Source organism: Gammaproteobacteria bacterium (genome assembly GCA_033720895.1).
Lineage (GTDB): Bacteria > Pseudomonadota > Gammaproteobacteria > Natronospirales > JAJUFS01 > JAWWBS01.
Genome location: JAWWBS010000008.1, coordinates 33,985 through 50,779 on the forward strand (window position 1 = coordinate 33,985; position 16,795 = coordinate 50,779).

Sequence of the window (16,795 nt, forward strand, 5' to 3'; positions counted from 1 at the left end):
CTGTTAAAATAAGGGCTTATGAACGGCCCTGTACTGAATGATTATGGCCCAGAAGTGGCCCGACGCTTTGCCGAACCGCGGTTCTCGGGATCGCTGCCGGGCGCTGTGGCCGTTACCCTGCGTTCCCGCGCCAGGGACGCTGAAATCTGTTTCCAGGCCCTTGTCGACGATCGCAAGCGACTGAAAAGACTGAGATTTCAGGCGATAGGCTGTCCCCACCTGGTGGCGGCTGCGGACCTGCTTGCCGAGCGCCTGGAGGGGGCTGCCGTGGTGGATTTGCAGGATTTCCGGGCAGGTTTCCTGGAGACCGAGCTGCCCTTGCCGGCCGAGAAGCTGGACTTGAAAATACTGCTGGAAGACGCCATCAAGGCTCTGTACCAGGCCATTTTGAACGAATCGCATCCCGAGGAAATCGCATCGTGATCACCCTGACCGAACAAGCTGCTGCCCACGTCCGGAACCACCTGGAAAAGCGTGGCAAGGGGCTTGGCCTGCGCCTGGGCGTGCGCAAGACCGGCTGCTCCGGCTGGGCCTATGACCTTGGTTTTGCTGATGAAATCAGGGAAGGCGAACAGACTTTCGAAAGCCAGGGCCTGACGGTCGTGGTGCCGGAAGACGCGCTGACTTTCGTGGACGGCACCGAGGTGGACTACATCTCGGAGGGCCTGAACCAGATGTTCAAATTCCGCAATCCCAACGTCAAGGACGAGTGCGGCTGCGGCGAAAGCTTCACGGTCTGATCGGCCGCTGGCCCCGGTCGGGCCGAAACTGTGAAAAACCGGGGATTTGACCGCCTTTTGGCGCTTCCTTGATTGCCTGAAACCGGCCGTCAACGTACACTTAAACCCTTGAATTTACCCGCAAACCCGCGATTTCGCGGGTTTGCTTCATTTGTGCAATACGACTACGGAGATTTTTCGAAAATGGCAGTTGAACGGACCCTTTCCATCATCAAGCCGGATGGCGTTGCAAAGAACATCATCGGTGACATCTACAGCCGCTTCGAGAAGGCCGGCCTGAAGGTGGTCGCCGCCAAGATGGTGCACCTGAGCAAGGAGCAGGCTGGCGAATTCTACGCGGTTCACAAGGAGCGTCCGTTCTACAACGACCTCGTTGGTTTCATGACCTCGGGTCCTGTCATGGTGCAGTGCCTGGAAGGCGAAGACGCCATTGCGAAGAATCGCGACCTGATGGGTGCGACCAACCCGGCCGAGGCCGAGGCTGGCACCATCCGCGCAGATTTCGCCAAGACCGTTGACGAGAACGTCGTGCACGGTTCGGATGCGCCGGAAACCGCCGCGGAAGAGATCAAGTTCTTCTTCCCGGAAGGCGTGTGCGAGCGCACGCGATAAAGCAGTACTGGCTGCCCGGCAATCAAGCCGGGCAGCTACTTTGGAATTACAGATGACCGAAGCCGCTGACAAGAAGATCAACCTGCTGGGCATGCCACGTGCCGAGCTGGAAGCGTTTTTCGCCGACATGGGCGAGAAACCGTTTCGCGCGCGCCAGGTCATGAAGTGGATCTATGCTGCGGGCGAGCACGACTTCGACCGCATGACCGATGTCAGCAAGAAGCTGCGCGACAAGCTCAAGCAGATTGCCGAAGTGCGTGTCCCCGAGGTGATGGTCGACAATGTTTCCAAGGACGGCACTCGCAAATGGCTGCTGAACATGGATGCCACCAACGGCATCGAGATGGTGTTCATTCCCGAGGACGAGCGCGGCACCCTGTGCATTTCATCGCAGGTCGGTTGCGCGCTGGACTGCACCTTCTGTTCGACTGCCCAGCAGGGCTTCAATCGCAACCTGTCGGCTGCCGAGATCGTCGGCCAGGTCTGGCTGGCGAACAAGCTGCTGGGTTACTCCAAGGGTGGTGATCGCATCATCACCAACGTGGTTTTCATGGGCATGGGCGAGCCGCTGGCCAACTACCAGAACGTGCTGAGTTCCATCCATGTCCTGCTGGATGATTATGGTTACGGCATGTCCAAGCGCCGCGTCACGGTCAGCACTTCTGGCATCGTGCCTGCCATGCATCGGCTCAACGAGGAAGCCGAGTACGCGCTGGCGGTTTCGTTGCACGCGCCGAATGACGAGTTGCGTGACGTGCTGGTGCCGATCAACCAGAAATATCCCATCAAGGAACTCATGGAGGCCTGCTGGGCTTACGTGAAGAAGAAGCCGCATCGTCACATCTACGTCGAGTACGTGATGTTGAACGGCGTGAATGACAAGCCGGAGCATGCGCGCGAACTTGCGAAGCTCCTGGGCGGGCTGCCTTGCAAGGTCAACCTGATTCCGTTCAACCCCTTCCCGGGAACGCCTTACGAGCGTTCGCCCATTGAACGCATCAACGCATTCCGCGATATTCTGGTTCGCAAGGGCCTGGTAACGGTCACGCGCAAGACGCGCGGTGATGACATCGATGCCGCCTGCGGGCAGCTGGCTGGCAAAGTGGCAGATCGCAGCAAGCGCGCAGAAAAAATGGCAGCTCACATGGCACGGGTGCAGACATGATGACAACAAGAATCAAAAGCACGTTTCTGCTGGTCCTGCTTTCGGTCGCGATGACCGGCTGTGTTTCGACGGCTGGAAAGAGCAAGGTCGATCCGCAGGCGTCGGCATCGAATACCAACCTGGCCCTCGAGTATTTCCGGATCGGGCAGCGAGAAGTCGCCATGGAAAAGATCGAGAAGGCCATCGAGCAGGATCCCGACTATGCCCAGGCGCACCTGGTCAAGGGCATGCTGCTGGCAGAGCTGAAGGAATACTCGGCGGCCGAGGACAGCTTTGAAGAAGCGCTGGATCTCGCGCCCGAGGATGCCGCCGTGCAGAACAATTTCGGCGGCTTCCTTTGTGATCGCGGCGAGTATGATGACGGCATCGAGATGTTCATGCTGGCAGCCAACAATCAGTACTACGGTCGTCCGGAGAGCGCCTGGACCAACGCTGGCACCTGTGCCAAGCGAAAGGGCGACTTCGCCGAAGCGGAGAACATGTATCGGCAGGCATTGAAGATCAATCCTGCTTACCCGCTGGCCCTGTGGCAGATGGCAGACCTGAGTTTCGAGCGCGGCAACTACCTGGGTGCGCGCGCGTTCATGCAGCGACTCGAGTCGACCGCAACCCTGCCGCCGGAAGCCATCTGGCTGGGGGTGCGTATCGAACGTCGCCTCGAGGACAAGCAGGCGGAGAAACGCTACAGCGACATTCTCATGCGTGACTACCCGGATTCCCGTGAAGCCAACCTGCTGATGGAGAGTCGCAGTGACTGAGCATCACGACGACGTCGACGCGGCAAGCGAAGAGCAGCAGCCGGCCGGCATTCAGCCTGGCGAGGCATTGAAGCGGGAACGAGAGTCCCATGACCTGACCCTGGGCCAGGTGGCCATGTCGCTGCATGTTGCCGAGGCCATGCTCGCAGCGCTCGAGCGCGATGAGTACGCGTCTCTTGGTGCGCCGGTCTTCGTGAAGGGTCATATCAGGAACTATGCAAAGCTGCTGGACATGGAAGCGGCACCGCTGGTGGCAGCGTACGAAGCCAGCCAGCATCCGTCGGAACCAGGCCTTGTGAAGCGATCGGCCGAAGGGCCTTCCATGGCGCCGGGCGTCGGACTTGGCTGGTTGCGCGTGGTCGGCGGCATCCTGTTGCTCGTCCTGCTGATCGGCTCCGCGGGCTGGTGGTATTACAACCACGATGCGATGCCTGCCGAGTCCCAGGAAGATATTTCGCAGGGCATGCTGCCTGCGGTCGACAGGCTTGAAGAGCCAGCTGTGGCCGCCGATGTTGCGGGTGCGGAGCCGGCAGGCGGTGATAGCGAGCCGGTCTCAGGCAGCCCGGCCGGGCCCGACAAGGATCCCGAGACTGTATCGCCAGCAGAGGATGCCGATGCGAATGCGCTCGGGCGCGAAACTGGCCGACAGCCAGCGGCGAACAGCCGCCAGCTGTCGAGCAACAATGCTTCGACAGTGGAGCGTCCGTCGGAATCGAACACAGCGGATAATGTCGCGCCAGCCGTGACTGAGCAGCAGGCGGAGGCGGATGGCGTCCAGCGGACGATCGAGCTGGCCTTCGATGAAGAGTGCTGGGTGGAAATTTATGACAGCAATGGCAAGGCCCTGCTTTACGATCTGCAGACCGCGGGCAGCCGCCGGGTCGTGACGGCAGAAGGAGCCGTGCGGATCTTCCTGGGCAATGCGCCGGCCGTCAGCATCATGGTCGACGGCGAAGAGTTCGACCTGGCGGATTACACCCGCCGCGACAATACCGCACGCTTTGGCATCCCCACTTCACGCTAAGACAAAGAACCAGGAACTGACGTGAGCGACACCATCCAGTCCATCCGGGGCTTTAACGACATACTGCCCGAGCAGGTGGCCGTCTGGCAGCAGGTGGAAGCCGCCGCACAGGATGTCTTTGCGGCTTACGGTTACCAGGAAATGCGCATGCCGATCGTCGAATCGACCGCTCTTTTTGCGCGTTCGATCGGCGAAGTGACCGACATCGTCGAAAAGGAGATGTATACCTTCGACGATCGCAACGGCAAGAGCATGTCGCTGCGACCGGAGGGCACTGCCGGATGCGTTCGCGCCGGCATCCAGCACGGCCTTTTTCACAACCAGATCCAGAAGCTCTGGTACTCCGGCCCGATGTTTCGCTACGAGCGACCGCAAAAGGGCCGGTACCGGCAGTTTCACCAGTTCGGTGTCGAGGTCTTCGGTATCGAGTCGGCGGCTGCCGATGTCGAGGTGATCCAGCTGTCGGCGCGCCTGTGGCAGCGCCTCGGGCTTGAGGGCCTGACACTGGAACTCAATTCGCTGGGTTCGGTCGAGGCGCGCTCGCAGTATCGTGCCGCCCTTGTCGAGTACTTCAGCGGTCACGAGGCCGAGCTGGATGACGACGGCAGGCGGCGCCTGCAGTCCAATCCGTTGCGCTTGCTGGACAGCAAGCACGAAGGAACCCGCGCCTTGCTGGCCGATGCGCCGGTGCTCGCTGACTTTCTGGATGACGATTCCAGGGCGCATTTCGAGCTGGTCTGTGGCCTGCTGGATGACTGCGGCATTGCCTGGACGCTGAATCCGCGGCTCGTACGTGGCCTGGATTACTACAATCGCACCGTTTTCGAATGGACAACCGACAAGCTGGGCGCGCAAAGCGCGGTTTGCTCGGGTGGCCGGTACGACGGCCTGGTCGAGCAACTGGGTGGCAAGCCCGTGCCGGCCATCGGCTGGGGACTGGGCATCGAGCGACTTATCGCCCTGCTTGAAGTGGAAGGGCTGACCCCCGAGCCGCTGCTGCCTCACGCCTACCTCGTGCTGGTCGGAGAGGCTGCCGGGCGCAAGGGCGTCTTGCTTGCCGAACAGCTCAGGGATAAGGTGCCCGGCTTGCGCCTGGTGACGAATCTGGCGGGCGGCAGTTTCAAGTCGCAGTTCAAGAAGGCCGACAAGAGTGGCGCCGCGGTGGCGCTGGTGCTGGGGGATGACGAGGTCGCCTCCGGCGAGGTTGCCTTCAAGCCACTGCGCGGTGGCGGGGAACAGGAAATGCTAGCGGAAGCCGAGGTCCTGGCGCGATTGCAGGCGCTGGTCGACTGACAACAAATTTTTTTGATATCTCGCATCCGATCGATGCGAACAGTGGAGAGTAGGAAAGTGGCAACGAACGAACATGACGAATTGCAGGCACTGAAGGCCTGGTGGAACGAGAACTGGCTGTTCATCACGGTAGGCCTGTTCATCAGCGTTGGTTCCGTGGTCGGGTATCGCATGTGGGAAGCCCGTCAGCTGGAGCTGACCGAGCAGGCGTCGAACGTGTTCGAGGCTGCTTCGGAGGCTGCCCTGGACGGAGACCTCGAGACCCTCGCAGCCCGGACGGGCACGCTGGAAAGCGACTACGCGGGCACGCCGTATGCCGCACAGGCTGCGTTGCTGCACGCCGCCAAGCTGGTCGAAAACGGCGAACTGCAGGCGGCAGCCGGCAAGCTTCGCTGGGCCATGAACAACAGCGATGATCCCGAACTGGCCCTGCTGGCGCGCCTGCGCCTCGCGCGAGTCATGCTGATGACCGACCAGGCAGCCGACGCGACGTCGTTGCTGACTGCCGTGGAAGCCGGCGCATATGACGCCCTTTACCAGGAGACCCTCGGTGATGCGGCCTTGTTGCAGGGCGACCGCGAACAGGCACGCGCTCACTACAGCGAAGCGCTGGCCTTGCTGGATGGTGACGCGGTTGGTGATCGCCAGATGGTCGAAATGAAGCTGCAGAATGTCGAGATGCCGATGTCGGCACTCGATACGGCGAGTGCTGCTGACGAGCCTGCCGACGCAACAGCTGAATCCGGTGATGACAGCCAGGCTGGCGAATGATGTCGATGCAGGTTTTCTCCCGAGTATCCGCACTGCTGGCCACGTTGGCGCTGGCCGCTGGTTGTGCGTCGAACGATCCGACGCCGCCGACCCCGCTGACCGACCTGCCGACGGCAGGCTATGAGGTCAGAGAGGTGTGGACGCATTCGCTGAGTTCCCTGGGTGAGGAGCTGCGCTTCGGTTTGCGCCCCTCCCATGCGGATGGCCGTATTTTCGTGGCCGACCACAAGGGTCATGTGGTGGCGCTGGATGCGCAGACCGGTTCCGTCCAGTGGGAGTTCGATTCCTATGAATTTGCCTGGTGGGGACCGTCCGAGTACATGCCGTTTTCCGGAGGACCATCGGTAGGCGAGGGGATCGTGGCTGTCGGTACCAGCGATGGTCGGGTTCTTGCGCTGGATGCAGGCAGCGGCGAGCAGCGCTGGCAGGCAGAAGTCACGGGTGAAGTCCTGGCACCGCCGGCCATCGGCGCGGGCCTCGTCGTGGTGCGCCTGGCCAATGGCTACCTGGTCGCGCTGGATGCGGCCAGCGGCGAAGTCCGCTGGGAAACCGGCCGGGAGATTCCAAGCCTGACCCTTCGTGGCCTCTCCACGCCCGTCATGGCGCGTGACAAGGTGATTGTCGGTTTCGACAACGGTCGCGTGGTCGCGGTCAGGACCGACGATGGCAGTACTGTCTGGGAGTCCCAGGTCAGTGTTCCGGGTGGACGCACGGTCATCAGCGAGCTGGTCGATGTCGATGCCGAAGTGGCCGTCTTTCGCGACGATGTCTATGTCACGGGGTACAACGGCGCGCTGGTCAACCTGATGCTTCAGACGGGCGACGAGCTCTGGAACGAAGAGCTTTCCAGCCTGCTGTCGCCGGCGGTGGATTTCAGCGATGTGTTCATCGTTGACGAAGAAGGCAAGGTTCGCGGGTTCGATCGCCTTTCGGGGCGTGATCTCTGGACCCAGGAAGGCTTGCTCTACCGCGGAGCCACCGCACCCGTCATTTTCCAGGACAAGGTCGTGGTGGGCGATGAAGAGGGCTACCTGCACTTCCTGAATCGCGCGACTGGCGAAATCGAATATCGCATCGAGCACGATGGCGAACCCCTGCAGCAGCGGGGAGTCATTGCTGGCGAATTGCTGGTGGTGCAGTCGGCCGATGGTGATGTTGCCGCCTACCGCCTGCAGTCACGGTCGTGAACCCTGGCAGGAGTGACTGACTGATGCTGCCGGTTGTTGCACTCCTGGGTCGACCCAATGTCGGCAAATCGACGCTGTTCAATTTCCTGACGCGTTCGCGTGACGCCCTGGTGGCCGATGCCCCGGGGCTGACGCGTGACCGACAGTACGGTTTCGGCAAGGTCGGGCCGCGCGGTTACATCGTGATCGATACTGGCGGCCTGTCGGGCGAAGACCAGGGCATCGATGCCCTGATGATGAAGCAGAGCATGCTCGCGCTCGAAGAAGCCGATGTGGCTATTTTCGTCGTCGACGGCAGGAACGGGCTCGCGTCAGGCGATGAACGCATTGCCGGAGAACTGCGCCGGGCCGGCAAGACGGTCCTGCTGGCCGTCAACAAGAGCGAAGGCCTGCAAGCCGAGATGGTCACGGCGGAATTCCATGCCCTCGGTCTTGGCGAGCCGAAGGCGATCGCCGCGGCCAACGGCCGTGGTGTCGAAGCGCTGATGACGGCTGCGCTTGCCGATTTTCCCGAAACCGATGACGAGGACCTGCTGCCCGAGGAAGAGGGCGTGCGGGTCGCCGTGCTCGGTCGTCCCAATGTCGGCAAATCCACCTTGATCAACCGCCTGATTGGCGAGGAACGACTCGTTGCTTTCGACCAGCCCGGGACCACGCGCGATGCGGTGGCGGTGCCTTTCGAACGCGACGGTCACAAGTACACCCTGGTCGATACCGCAGGCGTGCGCCGCAAATCGCGTGTCTCCGAGACCATCGAGAAATTCAGCATCGTCAAGACACTGCAGGCGATCGACCAGGCGCATGCCGTGATCATCGTGCTAGATGCCCGCGAGGGCATTACCGAGCAGGATGCTTCGCTGGCCGGTCTTGCCGTGGATCGTGGCCGCGCCATCGTGCTGGCGGTGAACAAGTGGGATGGACTGGACCCGTCCAAGCGCGATCGTGTCAAGGCGGAAGTCGACATCAAGCTGCCATTCCTGACGTTTGCGCGCCTGCATTACATTTCCGCACTCCATGGAACCGGCGTGGGCGACCTGATGGGATCCATCAACGAGGCCCACGATGCCGCCATGAAGGAACTGGCCACGCCTGAGCTGACGCGCGTGCTGGAACAGGCGGTGCAGCAGCACCAGCCACCGCTGATCCGCGGTCGCCGCATCAAGCTCCGATTCGCCCACCAGGGCGGTCGTCGTCCGCCGATCATCGTGATCCACGGCAACCAGACAGAGCGCGTGCCCGAGGCCTATCGCCGTTACCTGGAAAATCGCTTTCGCGACACCTTCCAGCTCTACGGCACGCCCGTGAAAATCGAGTTCAAGACGGGAACCAATCCGTATTCCGGGCGTCGAAACACTCTTACACCGCGTCAGCAGCGCAAGAAAGATCGCATGCTGAAGCACTTCAAAAGTCGCAAGAAATAGTTAGACATTCGCATCAAGCAGAGGGGACTTGAAATGTTGTCACGACTTCGTCGTTACCTTGCCGTCATGGCACTCGCCGCACTGGCGTCTTCACCGGCCATGGCTGCTGACAGCCTGCCGGAAATCGAATACCAGAAGTTCACGCTGGACAACGGCCTGACCGTGATCATCAGCGAAGACAAGAAGGCGCCGATCGTGGCCGTCAATGTCTGGTACCACGTCGGTTCCAAGAACGAGAAGCTTGGCCGTACCGGCTTCGCGCACCTGTTCGAGCACCTGATGTTCAATGGCTCGGAGAATGCGCCAGGTGAATTTTTCGGGCCCTTTGATGCCGTTGGTGTGACTTCGCAGAACGGCACGACCAATTTCGACCGCACCAACTATTTCCAGAATGTGCCCAAGAACGCGCTCGACATGGCGTTGTGGATGGAATCCGATCGCATGGGGCACCTGCTGGGCGCGGTGACCCAGGACAAGCTGGACGAGCAGCGCGGCGTCGTGCAGAACGAAAAGCGCCAGGGCGAGAACCAGCCCTATGGTCGCCTGTTCACCATCCTGCTGGAGAATTCTTTCCCCAAGGGCCACCCGTATTCCTGGTCGGTGATAGGTTCGATGGAGGACCTGGACGCCGCATCACTGGAAGACGTCAAGCAGTGGTTCCGCGATTACTACGGTGCTGCCAATGCGACGATTGCCGTGGTGGGCGATGTGGATACCGAGGAAGCACTGGCCAAGGTCCAGAAATATTTTGGTGACATCCAGGCCGGACCGCCGGTGGTTCGCCCGCAGGCATGGATTGCCAAGCGCGACGACAGCCGCCGCGTGGTGGTCGAGGATCGCGTGCCCCAGGCCCGTTTCTTCCGTTCCTGGAACGCACCGGAAATGGGTGCGATGGATACCGACCTGCTCGACCTCGCGGCCTTCGTGCTGGGCGGTGGCAAGAATTCGCGCCTCTACAAGCGCCTGGTCATCGACGAGCCGCTGGCCAGCAGCGCCTCGGTCAGCATGTCCGAATTCGAGATCGCGGGCCTGTTCTACGTCGACGTGACCCTGAACCCAGGGGTCGACATGGCCAAGGTCGAGAAGATCGTCGAGGCCGAGCTCGCGAAATTCCTGCGCGAAGGTCCCACCGACGAGGAACTGGAGCGCGTCATCGCCGAGCAGCGTGCCGCTTACCTGCGTCGCCTCGAGAACATCGATGGCTTCGGTGGCAAGTCGAACATCCTGGCTGCTGCCGAGGTCTATCTCGGTGCGCCGGATGCCTACCTCGAGAAGTATCGTCGCTTCGAACGCGCCACGGACGACATGGTCCGCAACGCGGCCCGTCGCTGGCTGTCGAGTGGCGACCTGACGCTGGAATACCGCCCGTACCCGAAATACTCGACCACGCCGTCGACGGTGGATCGCAGCAAGGGCATTCCGGCAACCGGGCCCGATCCGGAAGTCTCCTTCCCGACGGTCGAAAAGGCCGTGCTGGACAATGGCCTGACGGTCCTGCTGACGCGCCGTGAAGGTGCGCCGGTGGTCGAAATGTCGTTGCAGGTAAATGCGGGTTATTCCTCGGACAGCAAGGACAAGGCCGGCAACGCCAAGCTCGCCATGTCGATGCTTGATGAAGGTACCGCTGACATGGATGCGCTGGAAATCAGCGAAGCCCTTGCCTTGCTGGGTGCCCAGCTGTCGGCCGGCTCCAACCTCGACATGTCCTACCTGAACATGTCGGCCCTGCGTGGCAAGCTGGATGATTCACTCGAACTGTTTGCCGATGTCGCGTTGAACCCGGCCTTCCCGGCGAAGGACTTCGAGCGCGTCAAGCAGCAGCAGGTGGTCGGCATCCAGCGCGAGAAGAATTCGCCGGTCAACATGGCCCTGCGTGTCTTCCCGGTGCTGCTGTACTCCGACGACCATCCTTATGCGATTCCCTACACGGGTTCGGGCTTCGAAGGCACGGTGTCCACGCTGACGCGTGCCGACATGCGCGCCTGGCACTCGACCTGGTTCCGTCCGAACAACGCCACCATGGTCGTGGCGGGCGACATCAGCATGGACGCGCTGAAGCGCCAGCTGGAAGACCTGTTCGGTGACTGGGAAGCCGCCGAGGTTCCCGGCAAGACGCTGGCTGACGTTGCCCTGCCGGAAAAGAGCAAGGTCTACCTGATCGATCGTCCGGATTCCGTGCAGAGCATGATCATCGGCGGTCACCTCGTGCCTTCGAATGGCAACGAGCGCAACCTTGCCTTCGAAGCTGCCAACGAAGTGCTGGGTGGCAGCTTCTCGGCCCGCGTGAACATGAACCTGCGCGAGGACAAGAGCTGGGCCTACGGTGCTTACGCCGTGCTGCCCGATGCCCGCGGCCAGCGACCGATGTTCCTGTACGCGCCGGTGCAATCGGACAAGACCAGCGAGTCGATGGTCGAGCTGATGAAGGAATTCCGTGGCATCGACGGCAAGAAGCCGGCCACGCCGGCAGAACTGACGCGTGCCAAGGACGAATCCACCAAGACCTTGCCGGGACGCTGGGAAACCACCTCCGACCTCCTGCGTGACACCATCGAGCTGGTCCGTTTCGACCTGCCGCTGGATCACTGGGATGGCTATGCCGACGAGGTTCGTTCCCTGAACCTGCAGCAGGTCAACAGCGCGGCGCAGGACTTCCTCCATCCGGACCGGATGGTCTGGGTCGTCGTGGGTGATCTCGAGCAGATCGAAGCCGGCATTCGCAAGCTGGGCTTCGGCGAGATTGTCATTCTCGATGCCGACGGCAATGTCGTTGAATAAGGACAGCCAGGCTGTTCTTGATTTCTGGTTCGGGGTCGCCAGCGATGGCGACCCCGTTCTCGTTGGAGAGCAGCTGCAGGAGAAGATGAAATTCTGGTTCTCCGGTGGCGAAGAACTGGATCGCCAGATTGCCGAAAAGTTTGGCGAGCTGGTGAAAACCGCGCTGGCTGGCGGACTGGAAGAGTGGGAGCAGGATGTCGAGACATCATTGGCGCTCGTGCTGCTGCTGGACCAGTTTCCGCGCAACATCCATCGCGGCCAGCCAGCGGCATTCTCGGGGGACGATCGGGCGCTGCGACTGGCGCGGCGTTTTGCGGGCAGTGATGCCAGGCTGCGCCTGTCCGTACCACAGGCCGTGTTCCTGTTGATGCCGTACCAGCATGTCGAAGATATCGAGCTGCAGGAAGAGGGCGTGAAACATTACTCGGCGCTGGAGCACAGCGCGCCCGAGGGGCAGCAGGCATTCGCGAAGGGTGTTCGCGAGTATGCGGAGCTGCACCGGGACATTGTTCGACGTTTTGGCCGTTTTCCGCACAGAAATCGCATATTGGACAGACGGGATACGCCGGAAGAAGCCGAATGGCTGGCTGACGGCGCACCGACTTTCGGCCAGTAAGCGGCCGCGAGGCTGGCATCGGCCCCCCTAAATGGCGACAATCCGGGGTCGGAAAACACGCATATCGAAGAAGCAGGGGCAGCAATGAGCGGGGCTGGCAAAACAATCACACTCGAACGTGCATTGCCCATGTGGCAAGGCGGCGAGCTGGAAGACGTCACGCTGGCTTACGAGACCTGGGGCAAGGATCGGGGCGACAACCGCGTGCTGATCTTTACTGGCCTGTCACCGAGTGCCCATGCCGCTTCCTCGCCGGAGGACGATTCGCCGGGCTGGTGGGAAGACATCATCGGTCCGGGCAAGCCGCTCGATACCGACCACTACCATGTCATCTGTTTCAATTCGCTGGGCAGCTGTTTTGGCAGCACCGGGCCGGCCTCGATCAACCCGGCTAGCGGCAAGCCCTGGGCTATCGACTTTCCCGAGCTGCATATCGAGGACATCGCGCGCAGCATCGGCATGGCGCTCGAGCAGCTGGGCCTGGACGAGCTCGACACGATCGTCGGTCCTTCCATGGGGGGCATGATCGGCCTTGCGTACCTGCTGCTGCACCCCGGCAAGACACGGCGTTTTCTCAGTATTTCCTCGGCCATGGCGGCCGATCCATATGCGATTGCCGTGCGCTCGCTGCAACGCGAACTGATTCGCTCGGACGCGGCCTGGCAGGACGGGCGCTATGCGCCGGACCAGCAGCCGATTGCCGGCATGCGCCTGGCGCGGAAACTTGGCATGACCACGTATCGCTCCGCCACGGAATGGCGACAGCGCTTTGCTCGCGATCGCATCGCGGGCGAGAAGCCCGGCCATCCTGCGTTTCCGCTGGAATTCGAAGTCGAGGGCTACCTCGAAGCCGCTGCAGAAAAGTTTGTCGGTGGCTTCGATGCCAATTGCTACCAGTACCTGTCGCGGGCCATGGACCTGTTCGATGCTGCAGCCCATGCGGGTGGCGACATTGATGCGGCGATGGACAAGTTGCAGCTGGAGTCGGCCCATGTCATCGGTGTCGAGACGGACATCCTGTTTCCGCCGCACCAGCAGCGCGAGCTTGCCCGCGCCATCGATGCTGCCGGCATCCCGGTCGAATACACGCAGATGGCTTCCTTGCAGGGCCATGACGCCTTCCTGACCGACATGGAACGTTTCCAGCCGGTCATCGCCGAGTACTTGCGGCCAGCGGACCTGCGAGACGACTGAGCCAGCGGTATAATCGGGACATTCACGTCGCTGCCAGAGGCGACCAGACAGAATCACGGGGCGAAGCCATGCAGACCATGCCATTCAAGGGCGACGAAGCACTGATCAAGATGATCGATCAGGCTGTCACCAAGGATTCCAGCGAAGCCATTACCGCTGCCATCAAGCAGGGTCTGTGCGAGCTCGTCGGCAAGCGCGAAGTCAAGCTGCCGGAGTGCTGCCTGGCACCGGTCGATGGCCATTACGCGCGTCGCCTGCTGTACCGGAGCGAAGAGCACGGCTATTCGGTGGTCGCGATGACCTGGGGTCCGGAGCAGGGCACGCCCATTCACGATCACGGTGGCCTGTGGTGCGTGGAAGCCGTGTGCTGCGGCCGCATCAAGGTCGTGCAGTACGAGCTGGAGAAGGAAGAGGGCTCGCTGTGCTATTTCGAAAACCAGGGCGAGCAGCTGGCCGAGGTCGGCACCGCGGGTTGCCTGATTCCGCCGCACGAATACCACACCATTCACAATGCCTGTGGCACGGACACGGCGGTGACCCTGCACATCTATGCCGACGAGCTGGATTGCTGCTGCACATTCACGCCGACCGACAAGCCGGGCTGGTACGAGCGGGAACGCAAGGACCTGGGCTACGACGCCGCCTGAGCCTGGCGTCGCCAGCCGGGACTAGTCGGTTCCGGTATTTCGCTCGCCGTCACCAAAGACCACCTGTTCTGCCGGCTCCGGCAGGAACAACCAGGGATTGACCCGCACATCGTTCAATGACACGCCCCAGTGCAGGTGCGGCGCGGTCACCCGCCCGGTGGCGCCGACCTTGCCGATGACCTTGCCTTGCTCGACCACGTCGCCCGGAGACACATCGATTTCGCTCATGTGGCAGTACATCGTGACCAGGCCCTGGCCATGGTCGAGAAACACGGTGTTGCCATTGAAAAAGTACTCGCCGGTCTCCAGCACGATGCCGCGGGCTGGCGCCTTGATCGGCGTGCCTGCCGGCGCGACCAGGTCGATACCCGAGTGCGGTGCGCGTGGTTGCTCGTTGAAATAGCGTCGCAGCCCATAGGCACTGGACTGCGGACCCTCGATGGGCAGGATGAAGCGCATCTGCGGCGTTTCGGCCCAGGTGAACTGTTCCAGTGCCGCGTTGATTTCCTTGCGCTCGCGACCAATGCGTTCCAGGTCGTTCTTGTAGGGATTCACCATGCGGTCGTTCTTCAGGGTGATGTACTGGCTCTCGTACTCACGTGTATTCACCTCGAAACCGAAGACCTGCTCGCCACCCGCCGATGTCACGCGAACTTCCTGCGTGCCGGGTTTGGCGCTCAATGGAATGCCGACCACCGCATGCCATGCCCCGGCATGCCGGACCACCATGGCCGGGCGACCGTAGTACAGGGCTTCCGGCTGGGCGTCAGCGGCGATCCCGTCAAGCGTTACAACGGCTACGCCGCCTGGCACGGCCAGCGGCTCCGGCAGTTCGCCGACCTCGGCTGCATGGCTGGCGACGCTGGCCAGGGCTGCAAGGCAGGCCAGCAGGGACAACAGGCAGGTTCTGGACGTGGCAATCATCAGGTCGGCTCCTTGCCGGGATTCCCGGGAGTGGGTTCGGTCTCTACGACGGTGCTGCGAATCTCGCCATCCTGCACACGAACGAGCAGGCTGTCACCGGCCTCCACGGCAGCAATGCTGCGAACCAGGCGCTGCTCGCCTGTCCGGGCGATGGCATAACCGCGATCCAGCGTGGCCAGGGGGCTGACGGTCTGCAGGGCGCGGCTGGCCGCGCCAAGTCGCTGGCGACGGTCTGCCAGCAGGTCCCGGCCTTGCCGTTGCAGGCGATAGCGGAGCGTGGCGAGTCGCTCGCTGGCCAGCTGGATCCTGTTCGAGGGATTCTGGCTGCCAAGTTCGGCTGCGAGGGTGGCCAGCCGGGCGCGCCGACTCTGGACGCTTTCCTGGAGACCGCGGCGCAAGCGATTGTCGAGCTCGTCCAGGCGTTGCATGCGTTGTTCGAGCTGCTGGCCCGGATGAACGCGCGCCAGCCGTCCTTGCAGCCAGCCAAATTGCTGCTGGCTTGCTGCCAGGCGGCCGCTGACGGAGGAGGCCAGGGAGCTGGCGGCTGCCTGCAGGCGGCGCGCCAGTGCGGTGCCATCCGGACTGACCAGTTCGGCGGCAGCGGTCGGGGTTGCGGCTCGGACATCAGCGACGAAATCGGCAATGGTCACGTCGACCTCGTGGCCGACGCCGGACACTGTTGGCAGCGGACAGGCTGCAATGGCGCGAGCCACGGCCTCATCATTGAACGCCATCAGGTCTTCCAGCGAACCGCCACCTCGCGACACGATCAGCAGGTCCACTTCCTGTCGCTCGCCCGCAGCCTCGATGGCACGCACCAGCTGCTGGGGCGCTGTCGCACCCTGCACCTGGCTGGGATAGACCACGATTTCGAGGCCGGCAAATCGACGCCGGAATGTGGCCAGCATGTCGCGAATGGCCGCGCCGCTGGGTGAGGTGACTATGCCGATGCGCCGCGGGAAGGCCGGCAACGGCTGCTTGCGTTCCGCGGCGAACAGGCCCTCGGCTGACAGCCTGGCCTTGAGCTCCTCGAAGGCCCGTTGCAGGGCGCCGTGGCCCGCCTCTTCCATCGAGTCCACGATCAGCTGGTATTCGCCGCGCGGTTCGTAGACCGAGATTCGCGCCCGCAGCAGCACCTGCTGGCCATTGGCAGGCTGGAAGCGCAGCAATTGCTTGCGATTGCGAAACATGGCGCAGCGCACCTGGGCGCTGGCGTCCTTGAGGGAAAAGTAGAGGTGGCCGGAGCGCGGTTCGGCCAGGTTGGAGATCTCGCCTTCCACCCACAGCACCGGGAAACCCTGCTCCAGCACCTGCCGGACCTCGCTGTTCAGCTGCGAGGGCGTCAGGACCAGGCGATCGGCGGAATCACTGCGGGCGATGCTCATGCGGGCCAGTCTAGCGCCCTGTCGGGCGGGCGTCAGTCCCCTGGAAGACATTCAGCCCTGTTTGACGGAGTTTGGTGAAATATTGCCCGACTTCTGTCCATTTCCGTGGTGACGAATGGTATTTTCCGGAGAGATAGCCGATTTACGCGGAATCTGAATCCCGATATAATTGTGCGATTTACCAGCCGAAACAGCAGGAGCCGCTGCCAATGCGAATTGTCCAGGAAGCCTTGACCTTCGACGACGTCCTCCTGCAGCCCGCCTACTCGGACGTGCTGCC

16 protein-coding genes are annotated in these 16,795 nt (G+C 62.2%); 14 read left to right on the forward strand and 2 right to left on the reverse strand.

What is annotated here, in order from left to right:
- Nucleotides 1–18 precede the first annotated feature (18 nt).
- The 14 genes from R3217_02525 to R3217_02590 all read left to right on the forward strand — a co-directional run bounded on the left by R3217_02525 (nucleotide 19) and on the right by R3217_02590 (nucleotide 14,206).
- Nucleotides 19–423, forward strand: a complete 405-nt coding sequence (locus R3217_02525; GenBank protein MDX1454308.1) for an iron-sulfur cluster assembly scaffold protein — start codon at nucleotides 19–21, stop codon at nucleotides 421–423.
- Nucleotides 417–740 carry an iron-sulfur cluster assembly accessory protein gene (locus tag R3217_02530; protein ID MDX1454309.1) on the forward strand — a complete coding sequence of 108 codons (324 nt, stop codon included), beginning with the start codon at nucleotides 417–419 and terminating at the stop codon, nucleotides 738–740. Before R3217_02525 ends, R3217_02530 begins: the two co-directional genes overlap by 7 nt.
- Nucleotides 741–923: 183 nt before the next feature.
- Nucleotides 924–1,352: a nucleoside-diphosphate kinase gene (ndk, locus tag R3217_02535; GenBank protein ID MDX1454310.1), complete on the forward strand. Its 429-nt coding sequence runs from the start codon at nucleotides 924–926 to the stop codon at nucleotides 1,350–1,352.
- Nucleotides 1,353–1,404: 52 nt separating this feature from the next.
- Nucleotides 1,405–2,517, forward strand: coding sequence for a 23S rRNA (adenine(2503)-C(2))-methyltransferase RlmN (gene rlmN / locus R3217_02540; GenBank protein MDX1454311.1), 1,113 nt, complete (start codon nucleotides 1,405–1,407; stop codon nucleotides 2,515–2,517).
- Nucleotides 2,514–3,275: a type IV pilus biogenesis/stability protein PilW gene (gene pilW / locus R3217_02545; GenBank protein MDX1454312.1), complete on the forward strand. Its 762-nt coding sequence runs from the start codon at nucleotides 2,514–2,516 to the stop codon at nucleotides 3,273–3,275. The genes rlmN and pilW overlap by 4 nt, the downstream gene beginning before the upstream one ends.
- Nucleotides 3,268–4,299 carry a DUF4115 domain-containing protein gene (locus R3217_02550; GenBank protein MDX1454313.1) on the forward strand — a complete coding sequence of 344 codons (1,032 nt, stop codon included), beginning with the start codon at nucleotides 3,268–3,270 and terminating at the stop codon, nucleotides 4,297–4,299. The genes pilW and R3217_02550 overlap by 8 nt, the downstream gene beginning before the upstream one ends.
- A gap of 21 nt (nucleotides 4,300–4,320) precedes the next feature.
- Nucleotides 4,321–5,592 carry a histidine--tRNA ligase gene (gene hisS, locus R3217_02555; protein MDX1454314.1) on the forward strand — a complete coding sequence of 424 codons (1,272 nt, stop codon included), beginning with the start codon at nucleotides 4,321–4,323 and terminating at the stop codon, nucleotides 5,590–5,592.
- 57 nt (nucleotides 5,593–5,649) lie between these two features.
- Entirely contained in the window at nucleotides 5,650–6,363 is a 714-nt protein-coding gene (locus R3217_02560) for a tetratricopeptide repeat protein (protein ID MDX1454315.1), read from the forward strand.
- Complete coding sequence (bamB, locus tag R3217_02565) at nucleotides 6,363–7,550, forward strand: outer membrane protein assembly factor BamB (protein ID MDX1454316.1); 1,188 nt, start codon at nucleotides 6,363–6,365, stop codon at nucleotides 7,548–7,550. The genes R3217_02560 and bamB overlap by 1 nt, the downstream gene beginning before the upstream one ends.
- Before the next feature lie 23 nt (nucleotides 7,551–7,573).
- The gene (der, locus tag R3217_02570) at nucleotides 7,574–8,971 is read left to right on the forward strand and encodes a ribosome biogenesis GTPase Der (GenBank protein MDX1454317.1); all 1,398 of its coding nucleotides are present in this window, start codon (nucleotides 7,574–7,576) and stop codon (nucleotides 8,969–8,971) included.
- Nucleotides 8,972–9,004: 33 nt separating this feature from the next.
- Nucleotides 9,005–11,749: a pitrilysin family protein gene (locus R3217_02575; protein ID MDX1454318.1), complete on the forward strand. Its 2,745-nt coding sequence runs from the start codon at nucleotides 9,005–9,007 to the stop codon at nucleotides 11,747–11,749.
- The gene (locus R3217_02580; GenBank protein ID MDX1454319.1) at nucleotides 11,736–12,365 is read left to right on the forward strand and encodes a DUF924 family protein; all 630 of its coding nucleotides are present in this window, start codon (nucleotides 11,736–11,738) and stop codon (nucleotides 12,363–12,365) included. The genes R3217_02575 and R3217_02580 overlap by 14 nt, the downstream gene beginning before the upstream one ends.
- A gap of 84 nt (nucleotides 12,366–12,449) precedes the next feature.
- Nucleotides 12,450–13,559 carry a homoserine O-acetyltransferase gene (locus tag R3217_02585; protein ID MDX1454320.1) on the forward strand — a complete coding sequence of 370 codons (1,110 nt, stop codon included), beginning with the start codon at nucleotides 12,450–12,452 and terminating at the stop codon, nucleotides 13,557–13,559.
- Nucleotides 13,560–13,627: 68 nt separating this feature from the next.
- The gene (locus tag R3217_02590; protein MDX1454321.1) at nucleotides 13,628–14,206 is read left to right on the forward strand and encodes a cysteine dioxygenase family protein; all 579 of its coding nucleotides are present in this window, start codon (nucleotides 13,628–13,630) and stop codon (nucleotides 14,204–14,206) included.
- Between the two features lie 21 nt (nucleotides 14,207–14,227).
- Here R3217_02590 and R3217_02595 read toward each other — a convergent pair whose 3' ends face one another.
- Nucleotides 14,228–15,130 carry a peptidoglycan DD-metalloendopeptidase family protein gene (locus tag R3217_02595; GenBank protein MDX1454322.1) on the reverse strand — a complete coding sequence of 301 codons (903 nt, stop codon included), beginning with the start codon at nucleotides 15,128–15,130 and terminating at the stop codon, nucleotides 14,228–14,230.
- Entirely contained in the window at nucleotides 15,130–16,515 is a 1,386-nt protein-coding gene (xseA, locus tag R3217_02600; protein ID MDX1454323.1) for an exodeoxyribonuclease VII large subunit, read from the reverse strand. Before xseA ends, R3217_02595 begins: the two co-directional genes overlap by 1 nt.
- Nucleotides 16,516–16,795 lie beyond the last annotated feature (280 nt).